The organism is Bradyrhizobium sp. B124 (assembly GCF_038967635.1).
Classification (GTDB): domain Bacteria; phylum Pseudomonadota; class Alphaproteobacteria; order Rhizobiales; family Xanthobacteraceae; genus Bradyrhizobium.
In genome coordinates this window covers 7,889,954-7,912,213 of record NZ_CP152413.1, presented here as the reverse complement: position 1 = coordinate 7,912,213, position 22,260 = coordinate 7,889,954, and the positions used below count along the sequence as shown (strand labels likewise).

At 57.9% G+C, this 22,260-nt stretch carries 18 protein-coding genes and 1 pseudogene; 8 read left to right on the top strand and 11 right to left on the bottom strand.

Translation table 11 applies throughout. From position 1 onward, the window contains the following. Nucleotides 1-417 precede the first annotated feature (417 nt). Nucleotides 418-1,299: an acyl-CoA thioesterase II gene (locus AAFG13_RS37335; protein ID WP_342713484.1), complete on the top strand. Its 882-nt coding sequence runs from the start codon at nucleotides 418-420 to the stop codon at nucleotides 1,297-1,299. Between the two features lie 605 nt (nucleotides 1,300-1,904). On the opposite strand, the gene AAFG13_RS37330 is transcribed toward AAFG13_RS37335, so the two are convergent. The 3 genes from AAFG13_RS37330 to AAFG13_RS37320 are packed head-to-tail and all read right to left on the bottom strand — an operon-like array spanning nucleotide 1,905 to nucleotide 5,585. Further along, on the bottom strand, nucleotides 1,905-2,285 hold the full coding sequence (locus tag AAFG13_RS37330) for an OB-fold domain-containing protein (protein WP_342710002.1): 381 nt from the start codon (nucleotides 2,283-2,285) through the stop codon (nucleotides 1,905-1,907). Nucleotides 2,286-2,293: 8 nt separating this feature from the next. Next, the gene (locus AAFG13_RS37325) at nucleotides 2,294-3,448 is read right to left on the bottom strand and encodes a thiolase domain-containing protein (protein WP_342710001.1); all 1,155 of its coding nucleotides are present in this window, start codon (nucleotides 3,446-3,448) and stop codon (nucleotides 2,294-2,296) included. Between the two features lie 40 nt (nucleotides 3,449-3,488). Further along, entirely contained in the window at nucleotides 3,489-5,585 is a 2,097-nt protein-coding gene (locus AAFG13_RS37320; protein WP_342710000.1) for a 3-hydroxyacyl-CoA dehydrogenase NAD-binding domain-containing protein, read from the bottom strand. Between the two features lie 997 nt (nucleotides 5,586-6,582). Here AAFG13_RS37320 and AAFG13_RS37315 point away from each other — a divergent pair. The 4 genes from AAFG13_RS37315 to AAFG13_RS37300 all read left to right on the top strand — a co-directional run bounded on the left by AAFG13_RS37315 (nucleotide 6,583) and on the right by AAFG13_RS37300 (nucleotide 9,621). Continuing rightward, nucleotides 6,583-7,629 carry a RimK family alpha-L-glutamate ligase gene (locus AAFG13_RS37315; protein ID WP_342709999.1) on the top strand — a complete coding sequence of 349 codons (1,047 nt, stop codon included), beginning with the start codon at nucleotides 6,583-6,585 and terminating at the stop codon, nucleotides 7,627-7,629. Between the two features lie 287 nt (nucleotides 7,630-7,916). Beyond that, complete coding sequence (locus AAFG13_RS37310; protein WP_342709998.1) at nucleotides 7,917-8,612, top strand: transposase DNA-binding-containing protein; 696 nt, start codon at nucleotides 7,917-7,919, stop codon at nucleotides 8,610-8,612. Beyond that, nucleotides 8,563-8,967 carry a hypothetical protein gene (locus AAFG13_RS37305; protein WP_342709997.1) on the top strand — a complete coding sequence of 135 codons (405 nt, stop codon included), beginning with the start codon at nucleotides 8,563-8,565 and terminating at the stop codon, nucleotides 8,965-8,967. Before AAFG13_RS37310 ends, AAFG13_RS37305 begins: the two co-directional genes overlap by 50 nt. A 318-nt stretch (nucleotides 8,968-9,285) precedes the next feature. Next, nucleotides 9,286-9,621 carry a hypothetical protein gene (locus AAFG13_RS37300; RefSeq protein WP_342709996.1) on the top strand — a complete coding sequence of 112 codons (336 nt, stop codon included), beginning with the start codon at nucleotides 9,286-9,288 and terminating at the stop codon, nucleotides 9,619-9,621. A gap of 633 nt (nucleotides 9,622-10,254) precedes the next feature. Here the strand turns inward: AAFG13_RS37300 and AAFG13_RS37295 are convergent. From AAFG13_RS37295 to AAFG13_RS37285, 3 genes and pseudogenes are all read right to left on the bottom strand, one after another. Next, nucleotides 10,255-10,491, bottom strand: coding sequence for a tyrosine-type recombinase/integrase (locus tag AAFG13_RS37295; protein ID WP_342709995.1), 237 nt, complete (start codon nucleotides 10,489-10,491; stop codon nucleotides 10,255-10,257). A 1,264-nt stretch (nucleotides 10,492-11,755) separates the two neighbouring features. Continuing rightward, the gene (locus AAFG13_RS37290; protein ID WP_342709994.1) at nucleotides 11,756-12,025 is read right to left on the bottom strand and encodes a transposase; all 270 of its coding nucleotides are present in this window, start codon (nucleotides 12,023-12,025) and stop codon (nucleotides 11,756-11,758) included. A gap of 564 nt (nucleotides 12,026-12,589) precedes the next feature. After that, nucleotides 12,590-13,008 (bottom strand): annotated as a pseudogene (locus AAFG13_RS37285) (ATP-binding protein); the annotation flags it as partial. Between the two features lie 4 nt (nucleotides 13,009-13,012). Here AAFG13_RS37285 and AAFG13_RS37280 point away from each other — a divergent pair. Then, entirely contained in the window at nucleotides 13,013-13,645 is a 633-nt protein-coding gene (locus tag AAFG13_RS37280; RefSeq protein ID WP_342709993.1) for a hypothetical protein, read from the top strand. A 15-nt stretch (nucleotides 13,646-13,660) separates the two neighbouring features. Here AAFG13_RS37280 and AAFG13_RS37275 read toward each other — a convergent pair whose 3' ends face one another. After that, nucleotides 13,661-15,193 carry a porin gene (locus AAFG13_RS37275; protein ID WP_342709992.1) on the bottom strand — a complete coding sequence of 511 codons (1,533 nt, stop codon included), beginning with the start codon at nucleotides 15,191-15,193 and terminating at the stop codon, nucleotides 13,661-13,663. A gap of 452 nt (nucleotides 15,194-15,645) precedes the next feature. Between AAFG13_RS37275 and AAFG13_RS37270 the strand changes: the two genes are divergently transcribed. Next, nucleotides 15,646-16,125 (top strand): MarR family transcriptional regulator, encoded by a 480-nt coding sequence (locus AAFG13_RS37270; RefSeq protein ID WP_342709991.1) that lies wholly within the window; start codon nucleotides 15,646-15,648, stop codon nucleotides 16,123-16,125. 467 nt (nucleotides 16,126-16,592) lie between these two features. Next, a complete protein-coding gene (locus tag AAFG13_RS37265) occupies nucleotides 16,593-16,784 on the top strand; it encodes a hypothetical protein (RefSeq protein WP_342709990.1) in 192 nt (63 codons plus the stop codon). Between the two features lie 502 nt (nucleotides 16,785-17,286). Here AAFG13_RS37265 and AAFG13_RS37260 read toward each other — a convergent pair. The 4 genes from AAFG13_RS37260 to AAFG13_RS37245 all read right to left on the bottom strand — a co-directional run bounded on the left by AAFG13_RS37260 (nucleotide 17,287) and on the right by AAFG13_RS37245 (nucleotide 21,860). After that, nucleotides 17,287-17,940 (bottom strand): hypothetical protein, encoded by a 654-nt coding sequence (locus tag AAFG13_RS37260; protein ID WP_342709989.1) that lies wholly within the window; start codon nucleotides 17,938-17,940, stop codon nucleotides 17,287-17,289. Between the two features lie 126 nt (nucleotides 17,941-18,066). Beyond that, nucleotides 18,067-19,299 (bottom strand): CoA transferase, encoded by a 1,233-nt coding sequence (locus AAFG13_RS37255; RefSeq protein ID WP_342709988.1) that lies wholly within the window; start codon nucleotides 19,297-19,299, stop codon nucleotides 18,067-18,069. Between the two features lie 168 nt (nucleotides 19,300-19,467). Next, on the bottom strand, nucleotides 19,468-20,616 hold the full coding sequence (locus AAFG13_RS37250) for an acyl-CoA dehydrogenase family protein (RefSeq protein ID WP_342709987.1): 1,149 nt from the start codon (nucleotides 20,614-20,616) through the stop codon (nucleotides 19,468-19,470). A 38-nt stretch (nucleotides 20,617-20,654) separates the two neighbouring features. Beyond that, the gene (locus tag AAFG13_RS37245) at nucleotides 20,655-21,860 is read right to left on the bottom strand and encodes an acyl-CoA dehydrogenase family protein (RefSeq protein WP_342709986.1); all 1,206 of its coding nucleotides are present in this window, start codon (nucleotides 21,858-21,860) and stop codon (nucleotides 20,655-20,657) included. Between the last annotated feature and the right edge of the window lie 400 nt (nucleotides 21,861-22,260).

The following is a 22,260-nucleotide window of genomic DNA, read 5'->3' as shown; positions in this document are numbered from 1 at the left end:
CCGGGAATCAATTCATTGAAACATTCGAACCGCGTCGAACTCGACTGCCGCAGCTCACAATTTTTGAGAAAGCATTGGTTTGCACTATCTAGCCACGGAGGTAAGAGGCGGGCCCATTCCGAATGCGTCAGCGCAAACGCGCGGCTCGTGCTTCTGTCGGAAGGCAAAAGCGCGGTTCGTTTCAGATCGACCAACGTGTTGTGAATGGGACATTGCGCGAGGCCAAGCCGATATCAATCCGCACCACTAGCGCTGGCCCAAATCCTGCAGTGGGATGGCTACGTGGATGCTGTCACAAAAGCCAACGGGCCAAACTGGAATTCTGTGACGGTTGGGGAGAGCCGCCCCCACCATCTCGAGATTTTCAGGTTCATGGCTGTGCCATACACGGATTGCCACCAGATCGAAAGCACATCAATGTCCAAAAGCCTGATCGATTTGCTCGCCATCCTCAACCTCGAACCGACCGGGGTGAACCTCTTTCGAGCCTACAGTCCGAACCCAAGCTTGCAACGAGTGTTCGGCGGCCAAGTGATCGGGCAGGCGATGGTAGCAGCATCCCGCACGGTGGAAGGCCGACTGCCACATTCGCTGCATGGCTATTTCATCCATGCTGGCGACCCGCAGCTGCCGATCATCTATCAGGTGGGACAGCTGCGCGACGGCAAAAGCTATTCGACGCGGAGCGTCACCGCGACCCAGCATGGGAACGCGATCTTCTCCATGATGGTTTCGTTTCATGCCGAGGAGCAGGGGTCCTTCGACCACCAGGACAAAATGCCCAACGTGCCGCCGCCGGAAAAGCTCACCGCCGAGGAATTATCTAAGCAGCCGATGTTTCCCGAGCTGCCGGAACGCATCCGCCGCTATTATGATCCCGATCGTCCGATTGAATTACGTCCGGTCGAGATCGGCCGCTATGTCGGTCAGAAGGTCAACGACGGCCGCATTCATATCTGGATCAAGACCGCCGCGAAGCTGCCCAATGATCCGGCGCTGCATATGTATGCCCTGGCGTATGCCTCAGACTTGTCGCTGCTCGATGCGGTGATGGCGCGTTATGGTCGCACACTGTTCGATGGGCGCATGATATCGGCAAGCCTCGACCACGCAATGTGGTTTCACCGGCCGTTCCGTGCCGACGATTGGCTGCTCTACGCCAAGGATTCGCCGAGCGCGCAAGGCGGGCGCGGCCTCACGCGCGGCCTGATCTTCAAGCCCGACGGCACGCTGGTGGCATCCGTTGCTCAGGAAGGCTCGGTGCGCGAGCGACGCGCCTCCCTGTGCTCCAAAACATGATTACAGCTCTCAAGGGGGACACTGTCGCACGGCCTTGTCGTCGTGGCCGGTTATTCTCCGGTTGATGAGGTTTGCGTTCAATGTAAGTGCTCCGGGGCATGAAGCTCGGATTTTTCATCCGTTCAAGCACGCCGCGCATGCTTTTTGGGTACGCCGATTATGGTGAACAAAGAAGAGGTCCAAGAATCCATGACTACCGATGGCGCGGTCCCTCAGTCCCCAGCCAGGAATTCAAATCAATACGTAAATGAGGCCCGTAGGCGCAGCACTGTCGAGGCGGCTTTGTTAACTGGACGTTGGCTGTGTCCGTAGCGGCGAAGACGGGCCAAACAGAACCCGAACTCATCAACCCGACGGGCGAGAAGGAACCGAAGACACGTCAACGTCCAAGCCGTTATTGGTCCGGCGCGCCTCACCTCACGCTGGCGTCAGGGCGACCCGGGGGACGGAGGCAATCGCTGCATCAGCGTCAGGATTCGCAACACATCTGTCTCGATAGGCAAGATGTGTACCGGATCGCCCTGCGTTCGCACCAGCCATTCCACCACCGCTGCAACCACTGGACCGCCTGGCGGGTTGCCCCCTAGTCAAAAGAATTTGGCTCGTCAACGCACGACGAAAATCGGAACAGGGGCTTGCCCCGCGGTTGGCTTGAAGATCATCTTGACGTTCCTGCCGATTGACAGTGTGGCCGGATCAACATCGATCACATTGCCCAGCAGGATTGGTCCCTCGCTTAGCACCACATACGCGAGGACGTAAGCCTCTTTCCCCATCCGGTTCACGGAAAACGAATAAATCTCGCCCTCGCCGGAAAACTCCTGCCAATCGAGCGCCGTCGATAGGCAGTGCGGACAAATACCTCGCGGATACCAGTGAGTCTTATGACAGTGCCGACACCTTGGTAGCACGAAGCGGCCGGTAGCGGCTGCATCCCAAAACGGATTGGTTTCGGGACTGTTCTCAACATGCTCTGTGCGAAGCATTTTTTGGATTACTCCCGTTCGAGAATGAGAGTCGCGCTGCCGTGGCGAGTGCCCATCCAGCCTCCGGTGCCGTGGGCAAGCGCAAGCGCGCAATCCTTGACTTGGACAGCTGGATGCGCCTCGCCACGCAGCTGGCGGACGGCTTCGATCACCTTGGTAATTCCGCCCCGGCCGGCCGGGTGATTGTTGCACAGGCCGCCGCCATCGGTATTGAAAGGCAAGCGGCCGACGCCGGAAATGAGGCCGCCATCTGCAACAAAATGACCGCCCTGTCCCTTTTCGCAGAACCCGAGATCCTCCAACGCAATGAGGACAGTAATCGTGAAGCTGTCGTAAGTCGACGCGTAGCGGATATCGCTGGGCTTGACTCCAGCCTCGGCGAAAGCGATAGCGCCTGACTGCCTGGCCGCCGAAGCAGTCAGCTCGACCTGGCCGGCCGACTGACCTTGAACAGCTTCGCCCGCCCCGATCACCTTCACCCGCGGGCGTTTGAGGCTCCTGGCGATCTCCGGGCGGGCCACCACGACTGCGCCGCCCCCGTCCGAGACAACGCAGCAGTCCATGCGGTGCAGGGGATCGGAGACCATGGGAGATGACAGCACATCTTCGACGGTAACAACCTTGCGAAGCATGGCGCGTGGATTATGCTGCGCATGATGAGAAGCGGCAACTTTGATCCACGCCAACTGCTCGCTAGTGGTCCCATACTCATACATGTGACGGCGTGCGCAGAGCGCGTAAATATCCGGGAGCCTGTGCTGAACGGCGCTCTCCCACATCTGGTCCGGCTGAGTCGGGTTCAGCTCGGGATTCCTCCATCCGTGGCGGGACCGTCCCGCCAAGGTAACCACAGCGACATTGCATTTGCCGGCCGCAATGGCTTGGGCAGCATGAGCAACATGCTGCAACGGTGCCGAACCGCCCATATCGGTCGACTCGCAGTGTCGCACGTTCAAGTTCAGAAAGTCTACCATGGTGAGCGGGCCGAGCCCCGGCGCATCGCCCGCGCAAAAGTAGGCATCGACGTCGTCTTTGGTCAGTCCAGCGTCCGTGAGCGCGCCGGCGACGCACTCCGCATGAAGCTGCACGACCGACTTGTCTGGCGCGCTTCGGGTTGGATGCTCCCACGCACCAACTATGTAGGTTTGTCTACCGCTCGGCATTGATTTGCCTTCCGCTAAGGTATGTGGTGATCCTTAATCCTCATGCCGCTTTCACGGCGGATGCGAGCGTGGCGAAGCCCTTGCCTTCCGCGGCCAAGCGCTTGAGCAGCGACACCGGCTCGAGCGAGGGATCGTTGGTTTTCTTAGCGTAGAAGGCGAGCCGGTCCGCGATACGGTTCAAGCCGACTTGATCGGCCCAATACATCGGACCGCCGCGATAGATCGGCCAACCGAAGCCATACAGCCAAACGACGTCGATATCGCCCGGCCGCGTCCCAATGCCCTCTTCGAGAATTAGCGCGCCCGCATTGATAACCGGATACATCATGCGTTCGAGCATTTCGTCGTCGCCGACGGCGTGGGGCTTGCGCCCGAGCCGCCTCAGCGTCTCCGCGATCAGCTTTTCGACCTCGGGATCCGGAAGCGGCGCGCGTGAGCCGCCTTCATATCTGTAGTAGCCCTTGCCGGCCTTTTGGCCGAAGCGGCCTGCTTCGCACAGCGCATCCTCGATTTCCGACTTGATACCCATTCGCTTGCGCGAACGCCACGCGCCGTCGAGACCGACAAGATCGCTCATCGCGAATGGTCCCATCGGTAGGCCGAATTGTGTCACCACCGCATCGATCTGCTGCGGCAGGACGCCTTCGAAGAGTAGCTTTTGCGCCTGCTTGTCGCGCTGGTCCAGCATCCGATTGCCGACAAATCCGTCGCAAACGCCGACGACCACGGGCACCTTGGCGATCTTGCGCGCGAGCGTCACCGCGGTCACCAGCGCGTCTGGTGCCGTCTTCGCCGCGCGCACGATCTCGCACAACTTCATCACGTTGGCCGGCGAGAAAAAGTGCATCCCCAACACATCCTGTGGGCGCTTTGTTTCGTTCGCCATCTCGTCGATATTAAGATATGACGTGTTTGAGGCAAGTACTGCGCCGGGCTTGGCGAACTGGTCCAACTGGACGAATATCTCCTTCTTCACGGCCATCATCTCGAACACCGCTTCGATCACCAAGTCGGCATCCCTGACGTTCTCAATGCCGACCATGCCATTGATCATCGCCATGCATTTGGCAGGTGCATCCGCCGGGATGCCGCCACGCGCTGCCGAGGCCTCCCAGTTCTTCTGCATTACCCTCATGCCGCGTTTGAGCTGCTCTTCACCCATCTCGATTAGAGTCACTGGAATGCCGGCATTGGCGAAGGACATCCCAATGCCTCCGCCCATAGTGCCGGCGCCTATGATGGCGACACGTTCGACAAGCCGCGGCTTCGTCCCCTCTGGTATGCCCACAACCTTTTTGGCTTCGCGCTCGGCGAAGAAGGCGTAACGCTGCGCCTTTGATTGGTCGCCACCGACCAGCTTCCGAAACAACTCGCGCTCCTTCTTCAATCCTTCCTCAAACGGCAGATCGACGGCGGCCCTCACCGCCTCAGCCGCGGCGAACGGCGCTTCCAGCCCGCGCGCTCGCCTGGTCATGGAAGCGACCGCATTGGTAATGATCGAGCGGTCCGCCTTCGCAGCAGCGAGCTTTGAACTATCGTCACGCAGCTTTCGCAACGGCCGTTTCTCGGCCAGCACTTTTCGCGCGAAGGCTTCACTGCCTGTCTCGCTGGCTTCGACGAGTTCGTCAATCAGGCCGAATTTCAAGGCTTCGGTCGCTGAAATAGGATCACCACTAACGATCATCCTCGCCGCGAGCTCAGGCCCAACCGCGCGCGGCAGGCGCTGCGTGCCGCCACCACCCGGCAAGAGGCCCAACTTGACCTCGGGGAGGCCGAGCTTGGCGTCGTTGATCGCGACTCGGAAATGGCAGACTAGCGCCAGCTCGAGCCCGCCGCCGAGCGCGGTGCCGTGGATTCCTGCGACGATAGGCTTCGGCGAGTTCTCAATCGCCGCCAGAAGGTCATTCCAGGCCGACGCCTTCGGCAGCTTGTCGAATTCGGTGATGTCCGCGCCGGCAATGAAGGTGCGGCCCGCGCAGGTTAGCGTGACAGCCATCACCTTGGAGTCGTCTATTGCGGCATTGATGCACTCTAGGATGCCGCCTTCGACAGCGGCGCTTAGAGCATTCACAGGAGGATTGTTGACCGTCACAATGGCGATGACGTCACGACGCTCGAGCTTGACCACTTTACTCATGCTACGATCCTTCCATTGTCTTTCTATTGCTTCCTGACTAATGAGACGCTCCCAGCGAAGCGAGCCGCCAGCAATGATCAGCATCCCCGAACGACATATCGATCACGGGCACGTGCTCGAGATAGTAACTGATTTTGTAGTCCATTGCCGATGCAGCTATGGAGCCGGATCGACTGCTGACCGACGGCCCTCTCCGACTGGCCGATCTGGGCCTTCACCGCCGAGATGCTCGTGGTCAATCGCATTGCCTTTCCTCGTCTACATTGCCATGGAACGCGACTGCTTCAGTTCGACGAACGTGGCGACCGCCGGCCTGCTCCGGGTTTGCACTTTGAAGAAGACGATCCACGATTCAACTGCGAACCTTTGTAGGCCTCGGCCAATCAGCCGTGATCCGATGGTCGCTTCATCCCCCACACGGCGAGACGACCTACAAGTTACGCAACCGTATCGAGCGCTGTTCAAGCTCAAACACTTCCGCCGCTTTGCCACGGCTTCCTCGCCTTCGTCCAGCTCGCCGCAATCTGCATTTTGGCTCCGTTGAATGTGGATTCGTCCTAGTTGAGGTCTCGCATCCAGCCTGACCGGTTTTGTCAATGACCCTAAAGTTTCGCCCTCTAATCTGTTGCGACAATCGCCGCAAGGTACGGCTTTTTGGATGCAAGCAAACCTGATCCTGTCCAGTTTCTGACATCGGCAGAGCGGCTGGCAGGTTCGAAACAACGGCCGTTGCAGCGTGAGGACTGTTTTCAGGTTCAGAATACATGATCTTGCCCGATCAGGCCCTTTCTACGCGTAATCAGTCAACCTACGGAGTGAAGACAACGCTGGCACAGCGATTGCTACGTTGATTCAACGACGCAGAATGGAGCGCAGGTCCACTTCGAGGGGATGTCCGCCTATTTCGTAGCGACGGCAGATAGCCCTCTCGATGTCATAGAAGCTCTGGATCATGCAGCTTCACTCTGTGTTTACTTTACCTGGCGAGGAGCACGCAATGAGATTGCTCATACTCACAAAGCACCTCGATTGCTTAGGTCAAAATGATGCAGCTATCTGTAACGGCTTCCGTCGTTTCGGCTGCGAAGTAATTTTCGGCGAGATCAATGCTATTGCGGCAGATGACTATCGCTATTTCACGCGAGGAGTGCTCGTACAAGGAAACGGCGAGCCGTACCATCCCGGCTCTGCGGCCTTGGGGAATCGTGGAGCATATTTCCTTGACGAATGCCAGCTTATTTGGGTCCTGGATATGCCCCAGGACAGCATGGCCCGAGACGTCTGGCAAATGCTGTGGCTAGCTTCCCAACATACCGCCTTTGTTAACAGCATTGAAGGTATGATGTTTCTAGATACAAAACATGCACTGGGCTATGTCCTGCCAAAAGAGAACAGGGCATTTTCATATATATCAAATGATTTTTCGCTACTCTGGAAACGCTATCAGCAGAGCCCTGATCAGTGGTGGGTGGCAAAGCCGCCAAATGCCTTTTGCGGGCAAAACGTCTTCTTACTTCCTCCGAACGGTCCGAACGTTCGGACGATCCTCCAATGCCTTACCGGAAACACTGTCGCACAAGACGAATTCGACACTGCCGGACAATTCGGCTATGGGCCAGCCGGCTTCAAAGCAGAGTACGCTGTTCTTCAGCAATTTATCCCGGAAGTAGCTCAAGGAGAAAAGCGCGTTATCGTGGCTTGTGGAAAGGCGGTTGCTTGGCATGGTCGACGCAACCCTCCAGACGATCACAGGTCGAATATAACGCAAGGAGGAAAGCCGATTTCAGTCGATTTACATTCCGGTGAAATCGAGCTTGCGGAGTTGATCGGTCGAAAGCTGATGACACATGGGATCAATTTCGTCGGAATAGATATGGCGTATCCCTATATACTAGAACTTAATATTGCAAATCCTGCGGGGCTATACGATGCGAAATTTACTTCTGGGATAGATCATTCGGACCAGGTTGCGGAGCTAATCATTGCTCACTTCGAGAAGCATTGTCATCCAGGATTGGGGCGCGGACCTCATCACTGTCAGTAAGCGTCCGAGCGAGCTTGCAATTACCCACAAATGCTTGATTCGATTGCAGTAGCCCTAATCGAAAAATCTTGAATCGGATGAATCGCTTGTGATTCATTGTCGAGCACCTGAATCGCGACGACGAGGTGCCTTGATGTGTTCAAGCGGAACGACGTCTCGTTGGTCGGCCGGCCCGGATGGTCGCCGGGATGATGGTGATGAAAGCGTCGTCGAACACTGGACAGAGCGCGAGATCGACAAGACAGCTTTCAAGGATGCCTGTCTTGGTCAGCGATTTGGCGAGCTAGTTGAAGCAAATTGGTGACGGCATGGGCGGGAGCATACCGTTCGCGTGCCGGGACTGGGCGAACACGAAGGCGGCCTACCGCTTATTCGCCAACGAGCGCGTGGAGGAAGCCGACATCCTCAGCGGCCACTTCGCCGCCACACGCGCGCGTTACGATGATTGTACAGGCCGAATTCTCCTCGTTCACGACACGACGGAATTCTCCTACCAACGCGCGAACACGAGCGCTATCGGCCACCAAGAGCGTCACAACACCGGCCGGGACAAGGATGGCCGTTGGCGCCATCACACGGTCTGCGGAATGCTGCTGCATTCCAGTCTTGCCGTGACTGTCGAGGGCCTACCGCTGGGATTGGCGGCGGTGAAGTTCTGGACACAGAAAAAGTTCAAAGGCACAGCGCAGCTCAAGAAGATCAACCCGACCCGCGTTCCGATCGAGAAGAAGGAGAGCGTTCGCTGGCTCGACAATCTCAGGCAATCGATCGAGCGGCTCCTCGGACAGCCGGAGTGTTGCATTCATATCGGTGACCGCGAAAGCGACATCTACGAATTGTATTGCGTGACGCAAGAGCTTGGCGCTCACTTCCTTGTATCGCGGCTGCGTCGATCGGCTGGCGGGCGATGGCGGTCATACGATTGCAATCGAGATGGAAGAGACCAGCGTCAAAGGCTTGCATTATATCGACGTGCGCAATGACAAGGGCGAGACGAAGGAGGCCGCGCTGGAAATCAAATTCAAGCGGATCGCAGTCTTGCCTCCCATCGGGAAGCAGAAACGTTATCCAGCCCTCGACCTGACTATAGTCCATCCACAGCGCGGCACGCCAAAGGGCCGTAAACCGATTGAGTGGAAGCTCATCACGGACCTGGCCGTCTGCGGGCGCTCCGAGGCAATCGAGAAGATCAACTGGTACGCCATGCGGTGGAAAATCGAGGTGTTCCACAAAATCCTGAAATCGGGCTGCAAGGCGGAAGACTCAAAACTCCGGACCGCGGAGCGACTCGCCAATCTAATGGCGGTCTTCTGCATTCTCAGCTGGCGCGTCCTCTGACTCACCATGCTCAATCGCATCGCCCCAGACGGGTCACCGAAGCTCGCATTGACGGACACCGAGATCGCATTGCTCGATCAACTCATCAGCGGCGCCAGCCATCGACGATGTCGCCCTGGAACCCTTGCATCTTACCTTACCAAGCTTGCACGACTAGGTGGCTACTTGGCCAGGGCCGGCGATCCGCCACCAGAAATGTTGTCATCTGGCGCGGCCTCGAGACTCACAGATATCGAACTCGGCGCCGAAATCGCATCGGCTGGAAATGTTGGTAATTGAAAGCCGAGCGAGGCCGCCTTGTAGAAGTGTGCGATTGTCATGATTGCAGGCGATATGGACACCATATCGACTGTCAATGACGTGAAGGTTCTGGAGATCATCGACACGGGACGGCGTCGGCGGTTCAGCGTCGAAGCGATGCGCCGGATTGTGGAGGAGATGTATTCTTGCGCGATCCTGTTTCTGTCGTTGCACGGACTTTTCCCAAGCCATCTGTTCGGGTGGCGCCGGCTGGCGCGACAAGGCGCGCTTGGCGCCAGCGACGGGAAACCGGGATTTGTCGCGGCTTTGACTGAGCCGGAGCCAGGGAGAACCGAAAAGAGGCTATGTGACGACGCTGGCTGCGAGCAAGCTGCTGCAGCTCTTCGCGCGTGAGGTACCCGATAAGGGCCCGATCTGTCTTTTTTATCGGGATAGCATGGATCCGCCGCGACTGGTCGAGGCAAGATGGCAGTCTGTACTCCAGGAAGCGGAAGAACGAGTTGATCACAGCGAGTCGGGCATTGCGTGTTCGCGCTGAGTTGCCGCGCTTCTTCTCCAAATGCTCCTGGAATGCCAGTATCAGCGGCGCATAGAGCTGCTCGAGCTCGATCTTGGCCGGCATGGTCTTGAGCCGGCCAGTTGCGAAGACAAGCAGGAGTTAGATGCTCTGCGCGTACGCCTCACAGGTACGCTGGCTTGCCTTGCGCTCTTTGGGCAGATGCTCGCGCAAGAAGTCGCTCGAATAGGAGCGCGAGCGCAGTCAGCGGCACCTTCGGTGGGTAACGCCTCGCCCGCCTCGGCGATCTGGCTCACCGGAGCCGGCGTCGCCCGCAAACTACAAATAATAGGTGTCGGTTACGTGCGCATAACCGAGGTAGGTGCCGAGCACGACGATACGCCGAACGATTGCAGAACGAGTCGTGGCTGCACTGCTCCAGCGATCGGACCGCAATGGGTGTGGCGTAGATCGTGGATGCGCGGGTCTCGCCCCGAGTGTGCGCCCCTGAGATTGGTGCGATCGAGGAGTTACGGAAAGACACCGCGCACGGTGTTGTATGACAGCGGTCGGCCGGCGACCGATATGAAGAGAGCGCGATCCATGGCGGCCAACCTCTGGCTGGCGACCAGATACCTTTGGAGTGCCAGCCGTGCCGTTGCGTGCAGTGGCAGCAGCCGGCTCTTCTGGAATTTGGTCTCTTGTACGACGGGTCGGTCGGTGATCACATCGTCGATTGGCAACGCCAATCCCTCTGCGATCCTCATGCCCGTAGCGGCGAGCAGAAGAGCTTTGTGCGCACATAATCGCTCTGATCGAGCCCTCCGGCCGGAGTGCCCCTGCCGCGCGAAGAAGTCGCGCAAGCTCGTCCGCACTATAGATGTACGGCGAGCAACGCTTGGAGACAGCGTGGCTGAGCGCGTCCGTCGCCGGAGCTTGATCGCGCAGGTTCTCAGCCCACATCACAGCGCAAACCGTCGCGCGGTGAGGAGCCGGTTGCGGCGCTGCTCCGGGTGCCGCGCGTGCGGCCCATTCAAGAACACGCTTGTCCTTAGATATGCCGATCGCCAAGTTCCTCGACGAAGGCACCGTAGCCTCTCAGCAGGATCTCCTAGACGCGGAACTTGAAGCCCAGCGGGCGCTGCTGGTTCAGGTATCGCGCAAGATCTCCGCTTAGCATCACGCATCTTCCGGCCAGGGCTGCGCGATCTGCTGCAGCATCACGATGTCGACCTTGGTATAATGTGCGGTCGTGTCCAGCGAACGGTGACGCAGTACGCGCCGACCATGTCAAGCGTGGCGCCCCCTCGCATTATCGCCGGCGCGGCCGAATGCCGAAGCTGGAGCGACGATGCCACTGCTGTCTACCGGACGTCGAACAACGCTTGAGACGGTCGAGCCGGACAGCACACGGAATATAGCATTCGAGGTGAGGAAGAACTCCTGTTGGTCCGCGCATGTCGGCTTCGCTTGAGATAGTCGAGTACAGCATCACCAGCATCCTGAGGAAGCGGAATCCAGGTCTCGGCCCTTTCCGCGAACGGTGAGTGTCGCGTGCTGCCAATCGAAGTCGTGAAGACGAGGTGCGAGAATGTCGTCCGCTCGCAAGCCAAGGCCTGCGCGCTCTCCCACGTATTTCTCGGATACGTCCTTTCACTCGGCGAATGCCGGGACAGCGACAGCGATGCCGCGCAAAATGACGCGACATCGACGTTGCCGACTGCAAGCCTTTCCCTGACGAGCCAGCAGGCGAGGTGGCGAGCAGACCCTGGTAGTTGCTCACCGTCAAGCAGGAATGCCCAGGGCCCGGAGATGGGCCATGAGCTGCGTCACTAGCGTGCGAGGTCACCCGCGTCCATATTACGTTGATGATTGCTGCAACCTTGCCTCGGCTTGACCATCGTTGGCGTACTCTCGCTGCTATCAAGACAGCTAAGGAAACTTCGAATTATGCTGAGTCAGATCCCGCTGGCCTCGGTCTAGGCCGTTGATAAGAAGGAAAGAACTCCGATCGGCTCGCCGCAACTCTGCCTAACCGTGCCCTCCGCTCGGATGAACTCCCCGGCGTCGAGCGTTTTGCCGGTTCTCGTTGCGATAGTCCTTCCACCGGAAGCGCATCTTGCCATCTTCGATATTGACGATCCGGTTGTTGGCGATTGCCACCAGATGTGTGTAACGTCCGACATATTCCAGAACCTGCTCAGCGCCCGCGAAGGGTGACGTGGCATATACCACCCAGTTGACCTGACGGACGGCATCCAGATAGCGCCGGAATGCGACGAAATCGCGCAGCCGTTCCAATGACAAAAGAGTCGCAACTCACCGGCCTCGAATGCCCTTTGCTGGCCTTCGAGAAATAGTCGCCGCAAGAGTCGGGAGAGTACGACGACTGATAGCCGGGGCGGCACGCGATCCATCGGCTCCCGTCCGGCGAAAGCCGGCTGCTCTTTGGGCGACCTATTCATCTGTGAGTTACCCTCGATACAGCCCGATACTTCTCCTTAAACCCTTCGGATTCCGAATCGCTCCGGACACTCTGTTCTCAAACGCTATCGCGCCTGACCAACGAGGCATTACCCCGTCTTCGGATACGGTGCTCGGCATTCGAGCACCGAAGGGACTTCAACCCTCGTGATTCACGCGCTGCCCAGCGCACACTGTGCCCTCGGCTGACTTCTGCGCTGCGGTCAGGCCGCCTTGCGGGGTTTCGGTCCCTTTGAGTAAGATCGACCGCCTTCGCCGCACGCCCGCCGGATTTACCACCCCGGTTTTGATGGACCGCGTTCCTTCGCCCGCTCATCCCGCTGCCAAACGCCATCCGGAACTGCCCCCTTTGCGTCATGAAGAACTGCCCCACCCTCGGGTTCATGATGTCGGTTGAAGGTTGGCTCCGCCGCTGACGGGACGGAGGGAGGCGGAGCCGACCGGAGGGCCGTCAGCGGCCGGCGGCTTGATGAGGCCGATCTTTCGCTTGGCGCGGAGCCGGTAGCTGTCGCCGCGGACCCGCACGTGGCTGTGGTGCAGGAGCCGGTCGAGGATCGCGGTGGCGACCACAGAATCGGCGAATACGGTGCCCCATTCGGCACCGCTGCGGTTCGACGTGTTCAGCATGGCGCCGGTTTCGTAGCGGCGGCTGACCAGCTGGAAGAACAGATGCGCCGCGTAGGGCCCTAGCCGCAGGTAGCCGAATTCGTCGACGATCAGCAGCTTTGGCTTTGGCTTCGCCGCTTCGCCAGCGCGAGCAGTTTCTCGTCCTGGCGCCGCTCGCCATGCGCCTTGGCGAGGCCGATGCAGCGTTCGCCGGCTGACTGCTACACCTTCCTCGGCCAAAAGGTCCTGACGCCTCACATCCGCATCGTCGCGGTGCTGAATGAACCTCTCGCGCAGCCAACCTTCAAGGCCATCGAGCCGCTTCGGACGCTCAGGCGACTTGAATGGATTCACCCCGCCCGCCGCCACGTAGCCTTTCACCGTGTGGAGGCTGCACTCCAGCTGCCGCGCGATCCGCTTCAGACCCACCCGCACGCCCTGAGGCGCAATATCTCCGCCACGTCATCTCGCGTCTTCATCACCTGCCCGTGGATCAATCCACGACGAGCCTTCCGTGATTCGCTCCTCGTTCATTCGCTCTCTCCTCGGCTATCCAAGGAGGGGGCAATTCCTCGTGACGCCGAGGGCGCAGTTTTCCTTGGCGCGCGAACCCGCCGGGTAGGCCTCTTATCTTGTCCATTGGACGTGGCTTTGCTCCACGCTTTCTTCAGGCCCCACCTCGCGGTGACGCCTTGCGCTTTGCGAACCCTTCCATCAGGCTGGATAGAGGACTTCCACGTCCAGGCTGTCGTTTATACTCGGCAGACAAAACGAGCCTCCGGCGGCATGCCGGAGGCGTTCTTTGGAGGTCGCTTTCTTTCGCATTTTTAGCGGTTTGCCAGCGCGTTACCAGTTGCGCTGAGCGTGGAGCAGCATCGTAAGGCTGTTCTGATTCTTCAGCTCATAGGCGGCACCAGGCTTGGCAATGCCGGACTGCTGTGGCAGCGTCACGGTGCTTCCGCTCGCATACTTCTGGTCTAGCATCGTGTAGTTGAGCTCAGCCAAGAAGGTCAGGCTCTTGACCGGAGTCCAGGATGTGTATGTACCGACACTCGCATAGTTGAAGTCGGGGTTACAGCCGGCGAACCCCCTCGACAACGCAAGGCCTGTGACTACCGCATTGCAGATGTAGCCCTTGGCGGTACCGTTATAACGCACAGCGGCCCATCCGCCGTAGATCGCGGTGGCCCAGTGCGGATTCCAATTGTGGGTATAGCCGCCGTTAAAGCCGTAGGTGGTGGTCAACTCCTGGCTGGAGGCGGTGGCAAACACGGAGTCGGAAAGACCGGCGAGACCGACACTCTGGTAAACGCCCTGCAAATTCGTACCGCCGTACATCGCGAAGGTGCTGCCAATATAGCTGTTGAAGTTGTAACGGCTTGCACCTTTTGTGTACACGCCCGCCATATTGATCGTGTCACCCGGACCAGTCGGGATATTCTTGATCGACAACGCCAGCAGACCAGCCCAACCCCACTTGTCGTCCGGATGGCCAGTCAGCTCAGTTGCGCCATAGAAAGCCGCGTGATTGTCGTGAGCAGCAGCTGACGCCTGGAACAGTCCCCAAGCCTGGTCGACACGAAGCATGGCGACGAGATCTGGCGCACGCGTTCCGCCAATGTCGTTGCCGCCATAGGTACCGGAGGCGAGACTCGCGGGCGTTACCGCGCTCACGTTCCAGATGTTGGTTGTGTAGTTGGCAACTTGATCCTGGGCGGAGACGGAGACTGAGACGCCTTGGCCGAAGTCGGCGGTGTACGTGAACTGGTTGACGGGCTCCCAGCCACTGCCGCCAACCACGTCGTACCAGTTGGCCGGATAGTCGGCCCAGGGCGGCGAGAATTGCGATTGCGCCTTACCGATTGTGAAACCAGCGAACTGAATGAAGGCGTAGTAGGCGGCGACTGTACCGCCAGCAACAGAACCTGGATTAGCGTTGTTCGGCGCCTGAACGCCGCCGATCGACTGGTAAACGGTCGTTCCGTTTCCTTGCGCGCTGTAGCTCGCATCAGTCCACCTGAAACCAGCCAGGAAGTAGGTGCGGAGGAGGCCATACTCGGTCGCGGTGCGCGTATCGATGCCAAAATTCGCTTGAGTTCGGATGGTGTAGTCGTTTGTAAGACGATTTTGTGCGCCACCCGCGCCACTATCGGCGGTGGCAGCGATCACATTCGAGCGCACACTGGTCCACATACGCACATAGCCACTAAGCTTGATGCAAGTGTCAGAGCCCGGAATGTAGTAGAATCCCAGGCCATAGAGGGAGCAGACCTTCACATACTCCATCGCCTTCGCCTTCACGGGAAGATCCGCCGCCTGTGCCCCGCCTCCGACAAGCGCGGCTGCAGAACAGAGGACAAGACGCTTTGTCAGCTTCATTGATAAGACCTCCAGGCTGGAAATATCGTTTACGTGACTTCCAAGACCCGCCGCGACTAGCCCTTGCCCGCGGGCGGCTGCTTGACGGAACAACTTCGAGTCGTCCCCCTTGGTGACTAAGTTTTACTTACGAATATCAATTGTTTCAATTAATTAATTTGAGTAGTCGTTTTTCACTGCGAATATGTCACAATTCAGCAACATCCGGGCCTGGGATGAGCAGAAAAAGCGAGCTGACAGGCACTTTGTCTGCCTCTGGGCCTGCGCAGGTACCCCATTTCAGCCAAGACGTTAGCTGGGGAGATACGGATTGGAGCACCAACGGTTGGCTATATTAATTGTGTAAGTAAGCTTATAACATGCCGCTTATGTCGGGAGAGCATCCGAGACGGATATGTGCGATTTAACGATGAGAGCATGCGGTGCATGGGCACCTGAGACGGAAAGACCAAATGGCCGAAGAACAATTCGATAGAGCCGTTACGGATTTCATCTGGAACATTGTCGAGCTCCACTCCCAACTTGAGGCAATACACAAAAGCTGGGCCCAGATGCTAGGAATGACTGAACCGCAATGGTTGATCCTAATGGCCATTGACGAGCTCGACCGTGGTCGCGGCGTCTCGGGAATTGCGGTCGCAAATAAGCTGAGAATACACGCCGCCTTCGTTACTAATCAGACGAAAAAACTCGAGAACATGGAGTTCCTGACCCGCGTAACGTCGCCTGATGACGCAAGATTCCTGCAGATCTCGCTGACTCAAAAGGCGCGAGCAGAAATCACGAAGCTATCAGAAAAAAGAGAAGCCCTCTACTCGACCATGTTCGGCGGCCTTGATGAGGAGTCGCTTGACTATCTCAATAGACGGCTGACCTCGATCGCCAAGAATAGCCGACTAGCATCTCAAAAACTGAACATAGGCGTATTGTAGGCGCATACTGACTGTGCTTGTCGCAAAGTCGTCTTCAAGTCGCAAGCCACGATTGCCCGCGCACGATAACGTCCTGCCACGCACGTGCCGGACGGAAGTAAGCTTGCATAACGGAAGCGACAACTTCGACTCATTGAAACCGGCATGGTCTCTAGTTGATTACGCACGACCAAAACTGCATCCACGACAACGATCTTGGCCGTGAATCCTGTGCGAGGCCGAGCGGCGCTTCGAAATGAAGATTGACTTGGAGAATAGCGCAAACCTTCGGGATTGGCAGCCCCCCTACCTCATCTAGAGGGATACGTGTTCGACAGCTGTCGCTAGATGTGAGTAGAACTCCGGCGCTTTTGACAACAGCTCTGGCGGACGACTTGTAATACACGTGTCGCTGTCACGCGGCGACGGTGCGAAGATCGCACGACGTCCGCGCCTGCGGAGCCCTTACTAGCTGGATGGCGCGGCACATGCGCATGTTCGTCGCGCTCGTATTGCTGCTGCTGGCACTGCTTCATCTGACGCTGATCCCGATGTCGCTGTCGAGCGCCGATTATGTGGAGTCCCGTTGGATTGACGGTATGCGGCGCTGGCCGGCAGACAGCCAGTGGATGTCTGCCGAAATTAACAGCTCATCGCCGGGGCCATCTCCGCGGTCCTAGCAATGGTCGTTGTGCGACGCTAAGCAGTTCGCGAGCATCTGGCAGCGGCTCCCTGATAACCGTCTCCCGGAAAATGCCCGCCAGTGCTTCGAGATGCGTAGCGTCTCTGTTCTTCTGGATGCCGCCGGTGAGGTGGTTCACCCTACGCGGTATTGAAATGAGGGTTACTCAAAGAGCCTATCGCCTGGAGGACGAACCGTGGAAGACAATAACTAGGTTTTCGTAGGTTTGGATGTTGCCAAAGATCGGCATGCAGTTGCGATTGCCGAGCAACGATGAGGTTCGATACCTGGGTGAAAAATATCCTCCGACAGCGCGTCGGTACGCCGACGGGATAAAATGGGAGATCGAAGCGTAAACGACAAAGAGACCCCGTCTGGCGGAGTGGGTGAGCGATCGGCTATCGGCTGCACTGGCGCGGCAGTCGTACCGATCCGCGCCTGCCGACGGCATTCAAGTGCGTTGTAGAAAATCCGGCAGAGGCGTCCCCATGCCTGCCCGGTCAAGACCGTTGAAACACGATCTCTATGTCGTCATCGCTTGCCAGCGCCAAAGGTACCCCACCGAATGTCTCTTCGTGCACTGAATCCTCCGCGGCACCGACCGTACTGAGCCATCTTCGCGGTATGCGAAGACTCTTTACGTGCACTTTGGCATTGCCGCTCTCAGTAAAGACACGATCGAGGAAGGCCTTTACTTCATAGCTAGTCCAAGTGTCCGCTCTCGTGCCCCTGATCAGTTCACCTTGGACACCCACGTCTTGGAAGTGCTTTGCTGCAGCATCAACAAGGGTATTCGCAATGTTGATGCGGTAGTCCGCGGGGTAGATGGCGAAAAACGCCCTTGCCTTTTCTCCCTCATACTTCAACCTGGTTCCTTTGCGGAACCAAAGCACGTCGCCAGGCCTTGCTTCGATCACACGGGCAAAATCATCGCCTGTGCGGATTCGAAGAACTCCTTCCAACACGATGGCAGCTTGTTCATATTTTGTCGTCCATTCGATGGAACAGCCGTCATACGTAGCGATTGTGGCACCGAGCGTTGCACCAATGTCGGGAACCACCGGCCGGCATTGGGTGTATTGCCCGCCAGCATTGCGAAAAAACTGCGAGAACTCCATGCTCTCGCGCTCCAAGTGCATGATTTCAACCATCATCGGTCCTTCATTTGTCGTTCAAACTGTTTTCAGTCTCATTTAGGTAGAACGCTCTTGACCCGCTTTGGAGGACCGTGCTGCACGAACCCTCGCCCTAGCCCCCGAGGAGTTCTCCTGATGATGTGGTCATGCTCCGATCACACCCTCGGTACGCAGCCGATTAAATATTGCCTCGTCGTATCCTAGTTCCGACAGTACTTGCTCAGTATGCTCTCCGAGCATCGGTGCCGGCTTCGCGGATTCCGTGATGGATCTGCCATTAACATTGATCGGGCTACCGACGACCTTTACGTTCCCGGACTTCTGGTGCTGCAATTCCAAAATCATACGCCGCGCGAGCGTTTGCGGATGATCCAATGCCTTGCCGACGTCGAGGACAGGGGCGTTCGGAATCCCTACACGGGAGAAGGCCTCGCACCATTCCGCGACCGACCTCTGCTTCAGGCACTTGCCAACGGCAGACTCGACCTCCTCCCGTCGTTCGACACGACCGGCCGCCGTTTTCAACTGTGGATCGACAGCAAGATCGGGCAGCTCGGCCGCCTCGCAAAACAGCGGCCAAAAATGATCGCCATAAACGCCAATCGCGACGTAGCCGTCGGCGGCCTCGAATGCTCCATAGGGGCATTCCTTAGGGTCGCCTGATCCAACCGGCGGCAAAATATCGCCATCGGCAAAATAGCGGCTCGCAAAATACGATTGCGTCGCGAGCAGGCAATCGAACATGCTCATGTCGATGAAACAGCCTCGCCCCGATCTTATGCGTCCGTTGAGTGCCGACGCAATCGCGGCCACAGCAAAAACGCCCGGAAGAATATCTCCGATCGGCACTCCCGCTCGCACCGGGGGACGTCCGGGCTCCCCGGTCAAACTCATGACTCCCGCGATCGCTTGCGCCACGAGATCGAAAGCCGGCTGGTCTCGCATCGGTCCACTCTGGCCAAAGCCCGAGATCGAACAAACGATCAGCTTGGAATTTAGCTCGAGGAGCCGCTCGGAACCGAAGCCGAGCGATTCTAGGACGCCGGGGCGGAAGTTCTCTACTAGGACGTCCGCACGCTGTACTAGCCGCTCAAGTATCTGTTTGGCCGCGTCATTCTTAAGATCCAGCGCCACGCTACGCTTATTCCGATTTAGGCCAACGAAGTTGTAACTCTCGCCCCCGCGCAAAGGATCAGCCCTGCGGCCCATATCGCCGAGACCGACCCTCTCGACTTTGATAACGTCCGCCCCCAAGTCAGCCAAGATTGTGGTGCAGTAGGGGCCAGCAAGAACGTGGGTTAGATCGACTACGCGAACCCCCCTCAGCGGCTGCCGCATGATCTCGTCTGCTGTGGGGCTCATTGCTGATTTGTTCAATAGGATGCTCTCTGTTGCTGTATGTCGCCCCAAGAAGCTAAGCGCATAGATTTTGCAACCCGCGGCGGTTCAACTTAGCTGAGATGAAAGCTGAAAGTAGCCTGACCATTCAAACACCACCACTTCTGCTAGCCAACCGCTTGCAGTGGAAATTCCCGGTCCCTCACTTTATGGTGCTTGATGGCTCACCCACTCTTCACGGCGTCTTTCCGTCAGCTCCGACGCGATTCGGCGGATTTGCGTATCCCAGGCTCCATGACGAAGTTCCATGGCTTTTGCGCGCTCCGACCACAGATGCAAGTCAAACTCACGCATAAAGCCCATGCCTCCGTGAAGCTGATGGGCGGTCAATGTGACGAATTTGTATGCCTCATTCGCCTTCAGCTTAGCAATCGCCGTTTCACGCTCGGCCGTCCTGTTCTTTCCCAGCAGCGACACTGCGCTATAGGCAGCCAGCCTGGCCCCCTCAACGGCAATATGCATGTTCGCAATGTGATGTTGCGCGGCCTGAAAGCTGGCGATTGGCCGCCCGAACTGGTGTCGGTCTTTCAGGAACGTGACGGTCCGATCGATTACCGCCTGCGCTCCACCCGCCATGTCCATGCAATGGAGCGCCGTTGTCGCGTTTGCGACCCAGTGCAGATCTTCTTGCTTCAGGCCTACGCCCTCAGCAAGTACGTGCGTCCTATCTATCTGTACGCCATTGAGATCGACCCGACACTGAGTGTCCCGAGCGAACGTGAGTCTCCGTTGCGCCTTGATGGCCTCTCGCGGAATGAGGAAGGCGAGAACAGATGGTACTCCGCTCCGATCTTGGACTCGAGCTGTTGTCAGAAGCACGTCCGCAGCATCGGCATTTGGAACGAAGTCGAGAAATCCGCAGAGCAGCCATTTCGAGCCGTGACGCTCTGCACGCAGTGACGGAGTAGTATTCGAGCTATCGCCAGCATCAGCAAGTGCACTAGTTGCGAGAACCTCGCCGGCCGCGACTCTAGGCAGCCACTTGGATGCCGGGGCAAAGCGAAATAGTGCTAAGCCCAATTCGATCGTGGTGTATACGATGGTCGGGCAGAGTGCTCGTCCGCCCTCTTCGTAAACAAGGCCCAAATCGAAAAGCGTGCCCCCATCTTCGCTGACCTCGCTGAGCGCCAGCTCGAACACTCCGACTTTCGTAAGTTGCCTCCAAAGCGAGGCAGGCTTAGGATTCGCTGCCGGGTTCTGGAGTTCTCGGACCAGAGACGGCGGGCACTCGTCCGCAAAAAGGCGCCGGAGCGACCGAACGAACTCTTTCTGCTCGTAGGAAAGCGTAGCCTTCATGCATTAATTCCTCGAAATAAACGTGACAGCGCATGAGATCAGTTGCGCTTAGATCTTCCGTAAGTCGGCATTCCATACCCACGTTGCGCGATGATGTCCCTCATCACCTCGTTAGTCCCGCCCCCAAAGCGGTTCATAGGGGCACTCCTGTAGAGTCGCTCCATCGCTCCACGACCAGGTGCATCCGGGTCTCGCCAGCTGAGTTGCCCATGAATACCGAAGATCTGCATCCCGAAGTCGGCGATCTTCGTACGCAGTTCACTGCTATATACCTTTGATGCGGTCAATGTCGTCGACGGAACCTCGCCGCCCTCAAGCAATGACGCCCCGTACAAGCCGTACAGCTGAGCAACCTCAACATCGGCATCAAGTTCGGCGAGACGCCGCCCCACATGCGGCTGATCAATGAGCGAAGCATCGCCGATTCGCACCGCGCGGCAAGCCTCGATCAATTCGTCCAACTCACGCTTCAAATCACCAGTTTCCGCGAGCCCGCCGCGCTCAAGATCGAGCGCCCCCACAATGTATTGCCACCCTTTATTGACTTCGCCGATCAGGTGCCCGCGGGGGACACGAACATCCGTAAAGAACAGCTGATTAGTTTGGTAGTCGCTCCAAGCGATGAGCGGCCGCACCTCGATGCCCCTTGCCGTCATCGGCACCATAACGATGGAGATACCCTCATGCCTTCGCGCCTGCGGATCAGTCCGAACCAGAAGCCACTGATGGGTCGAGCCATGCGCTGAGCTGTTCCAGATCTTGGATCCGTTGATGACCCACTCGTCACCATCGAGCTCCGCTCGCGTCCTCAAGCTGGCGAGATCCGTTCCAGCATCAGGCTCTGAATAGCCCAACGCAGTGCGAATTTCGCCTCGAGCTATCGCCGGCAAGAATTCCTGTTTATTCTGCTCCGTGCCATAACGCATGATCGTCGGCGCCACAACGGTCACAGTCATGTCGTAGACCGTATGGGGACTGATTTTGGCGTAATCGAGCTCCCTAACCAAGATGTACTGCTCGATGACACCCCTTCCCATGCCGCCATATTCTTTTGGCCATGCCAAGCCGTGCCATCCGGTCCGCCCCACCTTCTTGCGAAACCCCAAGCCTTCGGGACCATATCGCAACATGCCCTCCGGAGACTTGTCGCGCTCATGAAGAAGTTCTGGCGTGACGTTATGACGAATGAACGCCCGCACTTCGTCGCGCCATTTCAGTTGAGCGTCAGTCAATTCGAAGTCCAAGGTCTACTATCTCCTCAAAGCGAGTCTTCAAATCGTGGGCAGTTCTAGGCAAGAACTGCGCGCGCGATTGCGCCGAGATAAGTATAAAGACGTCCTCCAATCAAAGGCGGAAAAGATGTATTCCCGACTGCAGAAAGCCCGCAGCTGAGTAGCGCTTGGCGCGGTTTTTCTCTACATCGTCGCTTTTCAAGGGGCCTATCACCGTTACGACCTCAAAACTGTGGCCCGAAAACAGCGCTCTGATGCCCGCTGTCAAGGATTAGAACGCAGAGTACCGTCCGATCGTCGATCGGCTGTTCATAGAGATGGTCGTGCATAGGTGGAGGCGGAACCAAAGCACGTCGGTGATCAAGCTCTGATGCGCGGATTGGGTACCGCATTCCCGACTGTGCGTCCGAGG